Here is a 16,200-nt window from a genome sequence, read left to right on the forward strand (position 1 = left end):
GAAGCAATTGGTATGCTGACCGAAGATGGGACGACGCGACGATCTCGATCGACTGTACGATCTGCTGGATCGACTCGACGAACGCGTAGGCGGTGCGAAAACGCTCGACGACTGCACCGGCTACATGGACTGGCCGGATCGCGGCCTCTACGTGTTCTTCGCCCGTGACGAGACCCGAGACGGGGCCGACCAGCCCCGGATCACTCGCGTCGGGACGCACGCAGTATCCGCAGGAAGCGGGACGTCCCTCTGGAATCGCCTCAGAACACACCGCGGCGCCAACAGCGGGACCTACGGCGGTGGCGGCAATCACCGCGGTTCCGTCTTCCGGAAACGCGTCGGCGAAGCGCTCCTCTCGAAGAACGATCTCGGTTCCGAGTATCCCGAGTGGGGCGTCGGGTCCTCCGCCGACAAAGCGGTTCGCCTCGACGAGCACGATCACGAGGTCCGCGTCAGCGAGTACATTCGTGACCTCCCGTTCCTCTGGATCGACGTGGACGACGAACCCGGGCCGGACAGCGAACGCGCGTACCTCGAATCGAACCTGATCGCGCTCGTGAGTAACTACGAAGCCGAACCGATCGACCAGAGAGCGAGCGACTGGCTCGGCAGTCACTGTCCGTCCGAACCGATTCGAAATTCGGGCCTCTGGAACGTCAATCACGTCGACGAGGCGTACGACCCTCACTTCCTCACCTTGCTCGAAACCAGAATCGACGAGACGGAACCGGTGGACTGACGGAGTCCGACCAATCCGCGGTTTACAGCGCCTCGATTAGCAACCCGGGTGGGACTGAAAGGGGCTGGCGTGCGTGGCGGCTTCCGCCGCCACGTTATAGGCGGTCGGTTCCACCGACCGCCCTCTCGGCGAGCGAGACGACGTAAGGACCACAGCGAACGAAGTGAGTGAGGACCGCAACGAGTCGCAGCCGCCGAGGCCGTCAGGGGCTTTCAAAGCTCCAACACGAACGCGCCCCACCATAATACTCAAGTATTCTCTCAATAGTACCCCCACATGCCGCTCGAATCGATTCCACAACACTGTCTCCCGCCCCAGTCCCTCGGCCACACTCCCCGAACCCTCCACGTCGGCCGCGAGTCACCCATCAGAATCAGTACGGGCCACCGCATCCTCCATCACGACGGCAAGTGCTCACGCCCGCACGGACACAATTACGAGATAACCGCGACGATCACGGGCTACCTCGCTACCGAAGGCTGGGTCGTCGACAAAGGCGATATTACCCGAGCCATCTCCGAGTGGGACCACATGTTTCTCGTCGAGGAGGACGATCCCCTCGTCGAGGCCTTCCAACAGTCCGGCGACGAGGACGCCCTCGTCGTCCTCCCACACCCACCCACGGCCGAGGTGATGAGCCTCCTGCTCGAACGCCGTCTCGAAACCGAGCTCCCCGACACGGTCACCGACGTCTCCGTGCAGGTGCGCGAGACGGGCGAGCTCTGCGCCGGAGGGATCTGATGCCGGTCGAGACGATGCCGACACCGCCCGGAGAGAGTGGCACTGAACACAAGTCCGATTCCACCCCGACGAACGCACTCCCGATCAACGAACTCTTCTACTCGCTGCAGGGCGAGGGCCGACTCGCGGGCGTCCCCTCGGTCTTCGTGCGCACGAGCGGCTGCAACCTGCGCTGCTGGTTCTGTGACTCCTATCACACCTCGTGGGAGCCGACCCACGCGTGGCAGTCGGTCGACGACGTCGTCGCCGAGATCGCCGGCCACGACGCGGACCACGTCGTCCTCACCGGCGGCGAACCCCTGATCCACGACGCGTCGGTCGACCTGCTCGACCGCCTTGACGCGTTGGACTACCACGTCACCGTCGAGACCAACGGGACGATCTACCGCGATGCGCCGATCGACCTGGCGAGCGTCAGCCCGAAACTCGCGAGCAGCACGCCGACGCCCGAGCGACCGCCCGCGGGCGTCGACGCGTCCGACGGTCCGGACGCCGCCGACGTGGAGACGACGGCCGACACCGAACCGAGTCCCGACGCCGTCGCCGCCTGGACCGAGCGCCACGAGGCCGACCGGATCGACCTGGACGCCCTCGCCACGCTCGTCGAGACCTACGACACCCAGCTCAAGTTCGTCGTCACGGACGAGTCCGACCTCGACGAGATCACCGACCTCCTCCAGAACCTCCGCGCCAGAGCGACCACACCTATCCCGAACGGCGACGTCCTCCTCATGCCCGAAGGGACCACCAGAGACGCACTCGACGAGCACCGAAACCGAGTTGCCCAACTCGCCCTGACCCACGGGTTTCGATACACCCCACGACTCCACGTCGATCTCTGGGACGACGCGGCGGGGCGATGACGGGGGCAAATACGAACGGACGTACCAGATCAGCCGCTGCGCTCGTTTCGGGCGGAAGTCGTACACGATCACTGACCGGTGTGATTAGTACGATGGGGTGCGTAGCGCTTCGGAAGAGATGGTGAATCGGGTTCCCTACCACCACGAGCAGGATGTGCAGTTCTCGGTGGATTTCGTCAGCCCCAATCTGGAAGCGATAGGGGACCGCGTCGTCGGGTACGATCCGCACAAATCGGTCAAGGTGGAATCGGTCGAGTTAGATCGGACCGTCTACGTCGTCTACACTGCCTCAGGTGCGAGCGGCGCCGCGGACGAGATAGAGTACGATCTCGTCGAGTACATCGGCTCGATGGAGCCGGCCAACGCCGTCATCGCGACCAGGTTGGTCGACGTGTTCAGAACCGTCCTCGAGGAGAACTACGAGGAAGAAGGAACGCGGGTACGAGCGTACAAGGATATCGCAGCCGAGGAGATCGAGCCCGCGCTCAACCAGATCGACTGGACCGGAACCGCGGTCGAGGTAGCCGGGCGACTGGCAGCAAACTTGATCCTCAAACACGTCCTTCCGAACGCGAACCATCGAACGGCTATCGGGATGAGCCAACTCTACCTCAAGCGGGTGAACCCGGGATTCTCGATGCCAGAGACGGCGATCCAGTCGGAGGGGACTGACGAGTACGATTGGATGGCGTGGGTCAACGACTACATCAACGAATCCAAGCGACTCCTGACGGTTCGGCGAAAGGGTGGCCGGTTCAAATATCTCGAGAAGTTCGGGTGTGACGTCCTCGTGCGAAAGCACGATGTCGAAATCCCGCTCGAAGCGTACGAACTGGATCTGCAGCCAAGCCAGCGGTGGCGAATGTATGCAAATCGCCACGAAAAGCTGTGGGTCACCTTCACCGGGGAAGCCGTCCGTCGGGCGGGAATGACCGATCTGCTCGACACTGATGGGCTCACAAAACGCGAATTTGCGGACACACTCAGGGAACTCGGGTGAGGTTAGTCCTGCAGACGAGCCACGGTCCGGCCGGCCTCTTCTACTTCATCGCTCCGACTCATTCCGAGACGATCCTCCAGTTCTCGGATGGAGTCTTCGAGGGTCATATCGGTATAGTGGTCACTCGGAGGCATAAATCCACTGGTGAGAGTGGCCCGTAATCGCGCGCTGTAGACGCTCGCAACGCTAATCACACACACACACACACACACACACACACACACATCGATCAGGAGGAGTTCCTGCGTAGCACTCCACAGTGCCGGCCGCTGCAGACGTATCGGGTGTAGAGACGATTCCGATTCGCTCTAGTACGGCGGCCTCCCCATCTGTACTAATGCCCACTAGTCCGGCCACGTCAGCCGTCGTGCTCGCCTCCGGCGGGATGGACAGCGCGACCGCCGCGTACGAAGCCCGCGCCCAGGGCTACGACCTGCACTTTCTGCACACCTCCTACGGGCAGCGCACCGAGTCGAAGGAGTACGAGTGCGCTCGCGCCCAGGCCGACGAACTCGACGCCGCGTTCCACCGCGTCGAGACGGACCATCTCGCGAGTATCGGCGGGTCGAGCCTCACCGACGAGAGCGAAGCCGTCCCCGATGCGGACGACATCCCCGACGCTGCGGACGCTGACGAAGCAGCTCCTGAGGCCGTCCCGTCCACCTACGTCCCGTTCCGGAACGCCAACCTGCTCTCGATGGCCGTCGCCTACGCGGAGGCGACCGACTGCGAGGCCGTCTTCGTCGGCGCCCACTCGGAAGACCACGGCGGCTATCCCGACTGTCGACCGCAATTCTTCGAAGCGTTCCAGCGCGTCGTCGACACCGGCACGGCGGACGACACCGAGATCGAGATCCACGCCCCGTTCGTCGAGGCCAGCAAAACCGACATCGCGGCTCGTGGGCTCGAACTCGAGGTCCCGTACGAACTCACCTGGAGTTGCTATCGCGACGACGAACCGGCCTGTGGAACCTGTGACTCCTGCGTTCGTCGACTCGAGGCGTTCCAGAATATCGACGAACGGGATCCGATTGGGTACGGAGAATGACCAGCAAACGAGAAAGATACCCTCAAGAATCATACTTCAGAGTATCATACTTGAGAGTACGATAATAGAAACGCCTAATGTGAGTGGGGGACACGGGACCAGTATGAGGAGGTTCGTCAATCGAACCGCAGAGCTCGAGCAACTCCAGGAGCTGTACGAGTCGAACGAGGCCGAACTGGCCGTTGTTTACGGTCGCCGTCGGCTCGGGAAGACGGCACTCGTCAGGCAGTCGCTCGACGCGTACGACGGGGCAGTCGTCTACCAGGCGAGGCAGAAAACGAGCCGACTCCAGTTGCAACAGTTCGTCGAAGCGGCCGCGACGGCGTATCCGGATGTCGAGCGGATACGGAAGAACTGGGAGGACGTGTTGCGATATCTCGCCGAACAGGATGCAATCGTCGTTCTCGACGAGTTTCCGTACCTGGTCGAACAGGAACCGAGCCTCCCTTCGGTGGTACAGGCGCTGCTAGATCACGAACTCGAGGATTCATCGGCTACGTTCGTTCTCGTCGGCTCGTCGATCAGCATGATGGAAGAAGCGGCACTGCTTGGGAACAGCCCGTTGTACGGCCGCTCGTCTGTGAAGCTCGATGTCGGACCGCTCCCGTTCAGCGCCGCACTGTCGTTTTTCGACGAAGTCCCATCACCGGCCGAACAGGTGAAAACGTGGAGTATCTTTGGCGGCGTTCCATACTATCTCGAGGAGATCGACCCGAAACGGACACTCGAGACGGTAGTGTCTCGGACCATCCTCTCCAGACACGGAACGCTCCACAACGAACCCGACTATGTACTCCGGATGGAGCTGACGGAGCCCACACGGTACTTCTCGATACTGGAGGCGCTCGCCGCCGGGAAGACCAGCCGAAACGAAATCGCCGGGCAGACCGGAATCGACTATAACCAGCTCTCGAAGTATCTCGATCGGCTCTCTCGCCTTCGACTCGTCGATCAGCACGTTCCAATCACCGAGCGAAAAGCCCGAAGCAAACGGAGCCGATATCGGATCCGAGACTCGTTCTTCAGGTTCTGGTTCCGCTTCGTCTATGGAGCCGCTGCCGAGTACGACGAACTCGGTGACGAAGCGTACCAAACGCTCATCGAACCCGAGATAGCCGATTTTGCGAGTCGTTCGTTCGAAACGTTGTGCTGTACCGCCCTCCGAACGTTCTATCCCTCGAAGACGGTAACCAAGACTGGGCAGTGGTGGTACGACGATCACGAGATCGACGTCGTCGGATTCACCACAGATGGAACGTTGATCGCCGGCGAATGCAAATTCAGAGAATCGACGCTCGGGTACGATGCGTTTTCGAAACTGCGTGATCACGTCGACGAACTTCGATGGACGCCTCGCGACGGGAGCGACAGGACCGAAACGTACGCGCTATTTTCGAAGAGCGGATTTAGTAACGCCGTCGAGGAAGTCGCCGAAGAGCGGTCAGATCTCAGACTGTTTTCGATCGACGACGTGGTTTCGGCCGTCAGTTGATGGCACCGATATCTCGTCGATGATCCGATTCCCAACACAGCGCATCGCCACCGTCGGTTTCAGTCACACCGCCGTCATCGCGGTGACCATCTTCGGTTCCTCCGTCGTTCTGCTGGCAGTCGATGAGAACGCGATAGTCACCGACACGGAGGACGTAGTCATCGCGCCCGGTCAGCGGCTTCAGGAAGTGGTCGAGCCAGTCGCGAATCTCGCGTAGTTTTGTGGTGATCCGATCTGTTGTAGAACGAGTTCCTGTCCGAACGCCTGCCGAACGTGGCCGTGAGAGGTGGGCACGGTCCGTTCGCGTACAGTGCAGCCTGGGCGACGTGAAAGGCGGCGTAGTACAGGCGGTTCACGACACCGGCTCGAGTTCTTTTACGTGGGTGGAGAATCAGGGCGTCGGCGAGCGCATCACGTGCCAATTCCAGTTCAGCGGAGGGATCACCCGCGTCAGCCAGACAACGTCTGTCCGGTTCGGGTTACTGTCCGAACGAACGGTTTATTCTGGTCGCGTTCGAGCGCCGATCGCGTCCGTACGACCTGCGAAAGGACGACGCCGTAGTCGAGTTCGATGTCGTACGCGAAAGCACGGATGTCCGTCGTAACGCGCGACTCGTCGGCGTCGTCCGAGAGGACGACGAGTAAGTCGACGTCAGAATCGACACCCCGTTCGTCCCCGCGGACGACGCTGCCGAAGCGGTGGATCGCCTCGAGTTCGTCGTCGAATCGATCGCGTACCGCTCGGCCGAAGGCCTCCGCCGCCCGTCTGTGCGTCGTCTCGGCAGGCGGTTCCATACTGTGTCGTTCGAGTCCAACTGACATAAATCCTCGTCGGCAGATCCACCGCTCCAGTTCTGACTGGCGCCTCCACACCTCCGACCAGCTTATGACCACTACCTGGAGTTGCTATCGCGACGACGAACCGGCCTGTGGAACCTGTGACTCCTGCGTTCGTCGACTCGAGGCGTTCCAGAATATCGACGAACGGGATCCGATCGGGTCTGGGACGGTCGCGGCCTGGCGGACGGGCCGCTCGGTACGCATCGGTGCGGTATCACACCGGGCCACTGCTGAGCGCCGGGCGAAGAGCAGAATCGAGGCTCTGCCCCCGTCTCAGACGTCGATGGCGACGAACGCGTAGAGGCCCGTCAGACCGGCCAGGGCGGCGATCGCGAAGAACGCCGCGTCGAAGTGGCCGGCGTCTGCGACAGCGCCGACGAGGAGCGGGCTCACGGCGCCGAGGCCGATGTAGACGGTTCTGATGGCGCCAAGGCTCGTGCCCCGCGTCCGGTCGGGTAACCGGCCGGTGAGATCCGAGATCACGATCGTCTCGAAACCGAGGACGCCGGCGGCGAGCGCGGTCAGGACGACGAACGTCGGGAGGCCGCTGGCGAACGGAACGGCAGCGAACGAGACCGCGGTCGCGCCCATGATCACCACCAGCGGCGTTCTGACCCCCACGCGGTCGTAGGCACGACCGGCGAGCGGTTTCGTGGGGATGCCGAGCGCGAAGAAGAAGCCGAACAACGCCGTCGCAACCGGGGAGGGGACCGTCGCGACGTCCATCAGATAGGTGGGGTAGAAACCCACGAACGCCTGGAAGAGGACGGCCCACAGCACGAGCAGGAGAGTTCTCCGCAGCACGAACGGTTGCGACAGCGTCCGCCAGAGGTCCGGCGGTGACAGCTGCTCGCGAAGCGGCGTCGCCGCCGTCTGCCGGCCCGGCAGCGTCGTCCAGAGGCCGACGGCGGCGAGCAGGAAGAGCGGGACTGCGAACCCGAGACCGTACTGCCAGGCGACCGCGGTCGCGATGACCCCGGCCACCGGCGGCATCACCGCGTTTCCGACGTCGCCGGCGGCCATCGTCGCGCCCGTCGCCGTCCCGAGCTGGTCGGGAAAGACCCGCTGAAGGATCGTGAATCGGGACGTGCCGTAGAGCGCGGTACCCGCGCCGAAGAGTGCCGTCGCGACGAACAGAACGACCGGCGCGTCCGCGAGGACGACGAGCGAGAGCGTCATCGCGGCGAGGACGGAACTGACGACGAGGAGCAGGCGCTCTCCGATCCAGTCGGTCAGCACACCGCCTGGAAGCTGACCGGCCGCGTAGGCGACCCAGAGCACGGTCAACAGGAGCCCGGCCGCCGTCAGCGACAGGCCGTACGCCGCCCGGATACGGGGTAACAACGCCGGGTAGATCGTCCGGACGCTGATCGAGAGGAACCAGCCGAAGGCCACGGCGAGCAGAATCGACCCGCGACCGCCACCCCGGAGAGCACCGAACGAGCGGATCGTCGACGTAACCACGGCCACAGTGAATCGCGTCACCACTTCGACGTTCGCGGTCGGGATAATCAGTCTTCGCCACGCTGCACGTCTCACGTCTCACTCACCGGACGGCGGCCGAAGAGTGGGGACGTGGCGATCCGTTGCCTCCAGATGGTCGGTGCCGCCGCCATCGCCGGCACCCAGCCGATCGGCTTCGCTCTCGCGAGCCTTGGCATCATCGGGTTCGACCCACCACCGGCTGTAGCGCGGTTGTACCTCGCCAGCGGGATCGCGTTGCTCGCGATCACGCGTGGACAGGCCACTCGGGGAGGTATTCGCAGGTTCGTTCCGAAATCCGGGTCGGAACGTGCACCGACGACCGATGGGCGGAACGGTTCCCCCGCCGCACTGAGACGGTGCTGAAACAGCGTGGACGGAACGGTGTGTCCGTTCGACTCGTGACGGTGGCCGGGTGCCGTCGCTATCGGACGTCCCCGGTGTGGAACTGCCGACCGGAATCCAAAAAAAAAAACGGATACTCCCGCGTTCGGTTCGTGCGACGTTACTGTCCGAGTTCGTCGACGGACAGCGTGTAGTTACCGCTTCCCGAGTACGCGTCGACCAGCAGGCCGAGTTCCTCGTCGCCGGAGAGGTCGACCGTGATCTCCTCCTGGCTGTTCGACGAGTACGACGCCTCGTCGTAGTCGTAGGTCGTCGGCGTCCGACCGTCGAGCGTGAGGTAGAGGTCGAAGTCGGAGTAGGTCGGGCCGGAGAGCGTGACCGTCGCCTGGCACGGGTTGGCCGTGTCGAGCGTGTAGGTGTAGCTCTCGCTGCCGTTGCCCCACCAGCCGCCGCTCAGGTAGCCCGAGACGGAGTCCGAACTCGTCTCGGCACCGCACTGGCCGCCACCGCCGTCGCCCCCGACGGCGACCGACTGTCGCGCCGTGTCCGAGGTGCCGTTGTCGCCCGTGACCGTGAGTTCGACCGTGTACTCGCCCTCCTCGCGGTAGCTATGGGAGGCCGTCTGGCCGGAACCGGTCGCCCCGTCGCCGAAGTCCCACTGGTAGCCGCGGATGCGGCCACCCTCGGGCGGCTGAGACGCGCTCCCGTCGAAGCTGACGGTCTCACCTGCCTCGGGGTCCGAGGGACTGAAACTGAAGCTGGCCGACGGCTGCTCCGGATCACCGCCACCGCCGCCCTCGACGATGTTCGCGGCGTCGACACGACCCGAACCTTGCTGGTCCGAGGGGAGACCGATGTCGACGGCCGTCTCCTCCAGCAGGTCCCAGAGTTCCTGTACCGACAGGTCGGGGTGGGCGGACTTGCCGAGCGCGGCGACGCCGGAGGCGACCGGACACGCCATCGACGTCCCCGACATCGTCGTGTACCCGCCGCCGGGGACCGGCGCGAGCACGTCGACGCCCGGCGAGGCGACGTTGATCTCCGGGCCATAGTTCGAGAAGTTCGCGATGTTCTCGTTCTCGTCGATCGCGGAGACCGCGACACAGTTGTCGTACGCCGCAGGGTAGCTCACCGGCGAGCCGTAGTCGTTGCCCGCGGCCGCGATCGGCAACGTGCCGTTTTCGTACGCGTAGTTGATCGCCTGGCGACCCGTCTGGCTGGCGCCGCCACCACCGAGTGACATGTTGACGACGTCCGCCCCCTGGTCTGCGGCCCACTGAATCGCGTCGGCGATGTCTGACATCGAGCCGCTGCCGCCCGACCCGAGGGCGCGCCCGGAGATGAGCCGACAGTTCGAGATACCCGCGGTCCCGTCGCCGTTGTCGGTCGTCGCGGCCGCACAGCCGCCGACGTGTGTGCCGTGATTCTCCGAGTTGGTCACCGGCGCCGGATCACTGTCGTTGTCGACGAAGTCGTACCCCTCGGTACCCTGGAAGCGCGCCTGGAGATCGGGGTGCGTGTAGTCGACGCCCTGGTCGACGACCGCGATGGTGACGTCCATCGATCCCATCTCGGTGTCCCAGGCTGTATCCGCGTTGACCAGCTGTGGCGCGTACTGCGAGCCGAACTGCGGGTCGTTCGGCTGGGAGAACGCGTGCCAGGTCTCGTTGCGTTCTGCGTACTCGATTCCGGGCTGGCGTTCGAGCCGATCGATGACCGAGTCCATCGCGCTTGGGCCGTCGTCGGGTACCTTGACCGCCACGTACCCGAGCGTGCTGTTTTCGTGGACGACAGACGCGTCCGACGGGATCGCCGACTCCACCGTTGCACGCGCGCTCGCGATACCGACGGTGTCGCTCTTCCCGACGAGGATCTCGTCCTCCTTCGGTCCGGGTTCGCGTCCGGGCGTGGCGGAGACGACGCCACCCAACCCGAGGAACGCACCGGCCGCACCGGCCGCTTCGAGAACTGTTCTCCGACCGACATTGTGGGAGCCATTATCTGACATGGCCTTCGACTATATTCACACACCGTAATTAAAATTTCCGTGAACTCGTCGGCATAGATTATTAATCTCTAAGTAATCATCGATTTACACTTCAGATAGAAAGATCGGCTACGTCTCGTCCGCCGGTCGGTGAAATGAACGGAACGTGTTTCTCGCTAGAGAACAGCCACTAGTTTATTGTTAATCTTCGCCGAAATTGTCCGGAGCCGTTGGTATCGAACGGACGTCACGTCCGACACCGGCCGTCCGATACCCGATATCGGTGATCGATCGGGGAGGAGCGATGCACCTGGGACAATGTGGCGAAAACGGCGACAGGAAGGCGGTACCGGCTGTCGCTACGGGAGAAGTGATCCGAACCGTTCGGGTGGAACAAAAAAAAAACGATCGGAGCGCTGTCGCGTGTGTGCCGGTTACCGGCCGAGTTCTTCGACGCTGATCGTGTAATCGCCGCTTCCCGAGTACGCGTCGACCAGCAGGCCGAGTTCCTCGTCGCCGGAGAGGTCGACCGTGATCTCCTCCTGGCTGTTCGACGAGTACGACGCCTCGTCGTAGTCGTCCGTCGTCGGCGTCCGGCCGTCGAGCGTCAGGTAGAGGTCGAAGTCGCCCGAAGAGGGACCGTCGAGCGTGGCCGTCGCCTGGCACGGGTTGGTCGTGTCCAGGGTGTAGGTGTAACTGTCGCTATCGTTGCCCCACCAGCCACCGCTCAGGGAGCCGTTCGCCGAAGCGGAGTTCGATTCGGCGCCACACTGGCCGCCCCCGCCGTCGCCGACGGCGATCGTCTCGGTCGTCGAGTCCGCCCGGCCGTTGTTCGCGGTCACGGTCAGTTCGACGGTGTAGCTGCCCTCGGAGCCGAAGCTGTGCTGGGCGGTCTCGCCGGAAGCGGTCCGGCCGTCCCCGAAGTCCCACTCGTAGCGACTAATGTAGCCGCCTTCCGGCGGCTGGGACGCACGCCCGTCGAAGCCGACGGTCTCGCCGACGTCAGGGTTGGACGGGCTTGCGGAGAAGTTGGCCGTCGGCGCACCCGGGTCGCCACCGCCACCACCGTCGACGATATTGGCGGCGTCGACGCGGCCCGCACCCTGGTGCTGGCCGGGAAGGCCGATGTCGACGGCCGTCTGCTCCAGGCGCTCCCAGAGTTGGCCCGCCGAGAGGTTCGGGTGGGCGGACTTGCCGAGCGCGGCGACGCCGGAGGCGACCGGACACGCCATCGAGGTGCCCGAGAGCCGCTCGTAGCTGCCGCCGGGAACCGGTGCGAGGACGTCGACGCCCGGCGAGGCGACGTTGATCTCCGACCCGCGGTTCGAGAAGCTCGCGAGGTTCTCGTTCTGGTCGATCGCCGAGACCGCCATACAGTTCTGGTACGCGGCGGGGTACGAGACCGGCCCGCCGTCGTTGCCCGCGGCCGCGATCGGCAACGTGCCGTTTTGGTACGCGTAGTTGATCGCCTGGCGACCCGTCTGGCTGGCGCCGCCACCACCGAGTGACATGTTGACGATGTCAGCCCCCTGGTCGGCCGACCACTGGATCGCATCGGCGATATCGGACATCGAGCCGCCCCCGCTAGCGCCGAGCGCGCGCCCGGAGATGAGCCGACAGTTCGAGATACCCGCCGTTCCCCTGCCGTTGTCCGTCGTCGCTGCGGCGCAGCCGCCGACGTGCGTGCCGTGATTTTCGGAGTTGTTCACCGGTGCCGGATCGCTGTCGTTGTCGACGAAGTCGTACCCCGCGTTACCCTGGAAGCGCGCCTGGAGGTCAGGATGTGAGTAGTCGACGCCCTGGTCGACGACCGCGATGGTGACGTCCATCGATCCCATCTCGGTGTCCCAGGCGTCGTCCGCGTTGACCAGCTGTGGCGCGTACTGTGAGCCGAATTGCGGGTCGTTCGGCTGGTAGAACGCGTGCCAGGTCTCGTTGCGTTCTGCGTACTCGATTCCGGGCTGGCGTTCGAGCCGATCGATGACCGAGTCCATCGCGCTCGGGCTGTCGTCGGCCAGCTTCACCGCCATGTACCCGAGCGTGCGGTTCTCGTGGACGACCGACGCGTCCGATGGAATCGCAGACTCGACGGTCACACGCGCGCTCGCGATCGAGACCGTGTCTTCGGTCCCGACGAGGATCTCGTCTTCCTTCGGTCCGGGTTCGCGTCCGGGCGTGGCGGAGACGACGCCACCCAACCCGAGGAACGCACCGGTTGCACCAGCTGCTTCGAGGACTGTTCGTCGACCGAGTTCGTTGGTACCATCTTCCGACATGGTACGTAAAAATCACAGTGCCCGATGATTAAAATCTTCGCAAACTCGTTGAAATTTACTGTCGGTGTCCTTATTGCTCGTACCAATCACGTTCGGCGATCAGACGGCGGCGGATCGGTATTTACGCGAACCCGTACGAAAATTACAATAACAATTCCGACGAACAGATGGTGCGTTTTGTCGTCCGCTGAAACGATGGCCGGTGGCACGGTCGGACGCCGATGGCGGGACCGTGAAGTTGCGGTGAATCGACGAGGCGGACGACCCGGCGACGAGGGACGAGCGGCTATCGACGAGGCGGACGGACCGACGACGGACAACGATCTGCCCCACCGATTCGTCGGAGTCTCCGAGACGGTGGGGAACACCTTTTGATCCCGGCCCGCACTGATAGGGCATGAGCGAACGGTCGATCGAGGAGGACGGCCTGTCGTCCGACGATCGAGCCTATTACGTCATCAGCGACCTCCACATCGGCGGCGACGAGCAACTCGGGGAGATCGAGTTCGAGCACGAGCTCGTCGCGTTCCTCGAACGGCTGGCGGCCACCGACGAGCCGGTCGAGCTACTCATCAACGGCGACGCGTTCGGTCTCTGGGAGTTCACCGAACTCGACGGCGTCGAGAAGTTCGACAGGCTCGAAGCGACCTATCCAGACCTCTTCGCCCAGTTGCGAGCGACCGGCGAAGAGATCCCGATCACGCTCCTCCCGGGGAACCACGACCACGAACTGGCAGCGTACGACGAGTACGTCGAGCGCTTCGCGGCGTACAACGTCGACCTCGTTCAGGACCAGTCCATCACCAGACCAGTCGGCGACGGGGTGATCCACTTCGAACACGGCCACCAGCGCGACCCGAACAACCGGATCGACGACTGGGGGAATCCACACGCAAAACCACTCGGCTACCACTACAACGCGGAGGTAACCAGTCGAGCGGGACAGCTCTCCGATCGCGGCCGGTTCGACTGGCTCTCGGACGTCCAGGCCGTGACGCCGACGGAGTGGCTGCCCCTGTGGCTCCTCTCGAAGTACGTCTACCGGGAGATGAACCCACTCCTCCGGTACGCGCTGGTGCCGTTTCTCTTCCTGTTCAACCTCAGTTCCCTCCTGGCGATACTCGTCGGTCTCGACATGGCGGGCGTCTACGCGGTCCCAATCGACGCCGTCCGATCGTTCCTCGGCGCGTTCGGCCTGGCCGGAACGGCCGCCTACGGCTTCCTCGCGGCGAACGTGGTCGTCGCCGGACTGGCACTGTTGCTCGCCGTCCCGCTGTACCTGATCCAGCACGACGTCAAACGAACGATCGATCGGTTCGGGCTCTTCGACGCGGAACTCACCGTCGACGCGGAACGGCCGTACGAAGCAGCGGCCGAGGAGATCTTCGCCGACAGCCCCGAGACGGCGGTCTTCTGCTACGGCCACACCCATCGCCCCGACAGCAAGCGCGTCGCGGGCGGGCTGCTGGTCAACACGGGGACGTGGCTCAAACGCCTCCACCGCCTCGATGGCGTTACCGGACTGCTCCCGCCGGTCTTCTATCCGACGTACCAGCTCGCTGCCGTCCGTATCGCGGCCGAGTCGGACGGCATCGCCGTGTCGTTCGAACCCATCGAGAAGCCGACACCAGCGCCCGACGAACTCACCCTGACCGAACGGCTGCTGACCCTCGGACGCAAACCGAATCCGACGCTCCCGGACCGGAGAGTCGTCGAATCCACCCGGCGACCCACCCCATCGACGCCGGAGCGAGCCGAGTGAAAACGGCTCGGGCGATCGTGGGGCGATGCGGGTGACTGGAGAGCGGTCGCGCCACGAACGGACGATCGTGTCACGTCACTGGTGAGCGAAGCGCGATCAACACGTCCCGATCTTCGTCCAGCGCCGGCTCCGCTCGGTCGGTTCCTGCCCCCAGACGAACCAGTCGGCCTCCCAGAGCGCGCCGTCGTGGACGACTCGATCTCCGGGATGATACAGCGTCGACGAATCGAACGGGGACGTCCCGGCACACCGCCCGTCGTCACCGAGACGGGCAGCGACGCGACCGGCTCCACCCTTCTCCGGTTCGAGCCCCACGTCGACGGCGGTCTCGCGGAGCCGTGTCCGCCGTTCAGATGGCGACTCGTCCGGGTGGACCGACGCGTGCAGGGCCGCGACCCCGACCGCAGCCCCGCAGGCCATCGACGTCCCCGATCGCCGCTCGTACTCGCGGCCGGGCACCGGCGCGAGGACGTCGACGCCGGGTGCGGCGACGTCGATCTCCGGGCCGTAGTTCGAGAATGATGCGAACTCGTCGTCGGCGTCGACCGCCGAGACCGCCACACAGTTGTCGAACGCTGCGGGGTACGCGACGTCGCCGCCGTCGCCACCGGCGGCCGCGATCGGGAGCGCCCCGGCGTCGACGGCGTGATCGATGGCGTCACGAAGCGTCTCGCTCTCTCCACCACCACCGAGCGGGAGTGCGATCAGGTCGGCACCCTCGTCGGCCGACCACTGAATCGCGTCGGCGATGTCGGAGAGGGTACCGGTCCCGTTCGAATCCAGCGCACGTGCAGAGAGAACCCGGCAGTTCGAGAGGCCGGCGATCCCCGCACCGTTTCCCGTCGTCGCCGCGGCGATCCCGGCGACGTGGGTCCCGTGGCTCTCCGCGTCGGTCTCGGGACGCGGATCGTCGTCCCCGTCGACGAAATCGCGGCCCTCGTCGCCGGAGAATCGGTCGGCGAGGTCGGGGTGCGTGTAGTCGACACCCTGATCGACGACCGCGATCGTCACGTCCATCGACCCGAGGGTCGTGTCCCAGGCCGCCGGCGCGTCCACCTGCTGCGGGACGGTCTGCTCGTCGAACCGCGGGTCGTCGGGGTCGAACGGGCGTTCGGCCGACCCGGTCGACGCGTCCAAGGCATACAGTGTCTCGTTCGGTTCGGCGTACGCGATATCGGACCGTCGTTCGAGTCGATCCACGACCGACGCCATCGACTGGGGCCCGTCGGCGGAGACGTCGACCGAGACGTACCCGAGTACGTCGTTCTCGTGGACGATCGTCGTCCCGTCCGGCAGCGCCGACTCGACGGTCCGGCGAACGGACGCGATCGAGGTTCCGTCGCTCGTCCCGACGAGGAGTTCCGTTCCACCTGGCCCCGGACGGTCAGCCGGCGTCGCCGCGCCGACCGCACTCGCACAGAGTCCAGCACCGAGCGTTTGTAAGACCGTTCTGCGACCGATCACCGTATTCATATTGGTCATAGTTCTACTTAATTTTTCTCTGATTAAAATAGTTTGTGGAGTGTGTCGGGCGTCTACTCCGGCGGGCACCTCACCGTTCGACGGCAGCCGGGCCCGAACCCCGTTCGAATCGATCGATCCCCGGTCTCGACACGAATCCGGTC

At 64.4% G+C, this 16,200-nt stretch carries 13 protein-coding genes and 1 pseudogene; 9 read left to right on the forward strand and 5 right to left on the reverse strand.

The annotated features are described in order from the left end of the window. The first annotated feature begins 25 nt into the window (after nt 1-25). The 7 genes from NO366_RS01210 (at nt 26) to NO366_RS01240 (ending at nt 6,100) form a co-directional block, all read left to right on the forward strand. Nucleotides 26-739, forward strand: coding sequence for a GIY-YIG domain-containing protein (locus NO366_RS01210; RefSeq protein ID WP_256532496.1), 714 nt, complete (start codon nt 26-28; stop codon nt 737-739). A gap of 276 nt (nt 740-1,015) precedes the next feature. Then, nucleotides 1,016-1,480: a 6-pyruvoyl trahydropterin synthase family protein gene (locus NO366_RS01215; RefSeq protein ID WP_256532497.1), complete on the forward strand. Its 465-nt coding sequence runs from the start codon at nt 1,016-1,018 to the stop codon at nt 1,478-1,480. Between the two features lie 14 nt (nt 1,481-1,494). Then, nucleotides 1,495-2,343 carry a 7-carboxy-7-deazaguanine synthase QueE gene (locus NO366_RS01220; RefSeq protein ID WP_256534053.1) on the forward strand — a complete coding sequence of 283 codons (849 nt, stop codon included), beginning with the start codon at nt 1,495-1,497 and terminating at the stop codon, nt 2,341-2,343. A 97-nt stretch (nt 2,344-2,440) separates the two neighbouring features. Further along, on the forward strand, nt 2,441-3,343 hold the full coding sequence (locus tag NO366_RS01225) for a DUF8172 family protein (protein ID WP_256532498.1): 903 nt from the start codon (nt 2,441-2,443) through the stop codon (nt 3,341-3,343). 337 nt (nt 3,344-3,680) lie between these two features. After that, complete coding sequence (gene queC, locus NO366_RS01230; protein ID WP_256532499.1) at nt 3,681-4,391, forward strand: 7-cyano-7-deazaguanine synthase QueC; 711 nt, start codon at nt 3,681-3,683, stop codon at nt 4,389-4,391. 103 nt (nt 4,392-4,494) lie between these two features. Next, nucleotides 4,495-5,883, forward strand: a complete 1,389-nt coding sequence (locus tag NO366_RS01235; protein ID WP_256532500.1) for an ATP-binding protein — start codon at nt 4,495-4,497, stop codon at nt 5,881-5,883. 19 nt (nt 5,884-5,902) lie between these two features. Further along, the gene (locus NO366_RS01240; RefSeq protein ID WP_256532501.1) at nt 5,903-6,100 is read left to right on the forward strand and encodes a hypothetical protein; all 198 of its coding nucleotides are present in this window, start codon (nt 5,903-5,905) and stop codon (nt 6,098-6,100) included. A gap of 233 nt (nt 6,101-6,333) precedes the next feature. Here the strand turns inward: NO366_RS01240 and NO366_RS01245 are convergent, their stop codons facing one another. Next, on the reverse strand, nt 6,334-6,678 hold the full coding sequence (locus NO366_RS01245) for a nucleotidyltransferase domain-containing protein (protein WP_256532502.1): 345 nt from the start codon (nt 6,676-6,678) through the stop codon (nt 6,334-6,336). 100 nt (nt 6,679-6,778) lie between these two features. Between NO366_RS01245 and NO366_RS01250 the strand changes: the two are divergent. After that, nucleotides 6,779-6,880, forward strand: a pseudogene (locus tag NO366_RS01250) (7-cyano-7-deazaguanine synthase); the annotation flags it as partial. Between the two features lie 116 nt (nt 6,881-6,996). Here NO366_RS01250 and NO366_RS01255 read toward each other — a convergent pair. From NO366_RS01255 to NO366_RS01265, 3 genes are all read right to left on the reverse strand, one after another. Then, the gene (locus NO366_RS01255) at nt 6,997-8,208 is read right to left on the reverse strand and encodes an MFS transporter (protein WP_382274809.1); all 1,212 of its coding nucleotides are present in this window, start codon (nt 8,206-8,208) and stop codon (nt 6,997-6,999) included. 502 nt (nt 8,209-8,710) lie between these two features. Then, nucleotides 8,711-10,558 carry a S8 family serine peptidase gene (locus tag NO366_RS01260; protein WP_256532503.1) on the reverse strand — a complete coding sequence of 616 codons (1,848 nt, stop codon included), beginning with the start codon at nt 10,556-10,558 and terminating at the stop codon, nt 8,711-8,713. Between the two features lie 413 nt (nt 10,559-10,971). Continuing rightward, nucleotides 10,972-12,813 carry a S8 family serine peptidase gene (locus NO366_RS01265; protein ID WP_256532504.1) on the reverse strand — a complete coding sequence of 614 codons (1,842 nt, stop codon included), beginning with the start codon at nt 12,811-12,813 and terminating at the stop codon, nt 10,972-10,974. Nucleotides 12,814-13,210: 397 nt separating this feature from the next. Between NO366_RS01265 and NO366_RS01270 the strand changes: the two genes are divergently transcribed. Beyond that, nucleotides 13,211-14,575 (forward strand): metallophosphoesterase, encoded by a 1,365-nt coding sequence (locus NO366_RS01270; protein ID WP_256532505.1) that lies wholly within the window; start codon nt 13,211-13,213, stop codon nt 14,573-14,575. Between the two features lie 96 nt (nt 14,576-14,671). On the opposite strand, the gene NO366_RS01275 is transcribed toward NO366_RS01270, so the two are convergent. Next, nucleotides 14,672-16,057, reverse strand: coding sequence for a S8 family peptidase (locus NO366_RS01275; RefSeq protein WP_256532506.1), 1,386 nt, complete (start codon nt 16,055-16,057; stop codon nt 14,672-14,674). Nucleotides 16,058-16,200 lie beyond the last annotated feature (143 nt).

This window comes from Halovivax cerinus, from assembly GCF_024498195.1.
In the GTDB taxonomy this organism is placed as follows: domain Archaea; phylum Halobacteriota; class Halobacteria; order Halobacteriales; family Natrialbaceae; genus Halovivax; species Halovivax cerinus.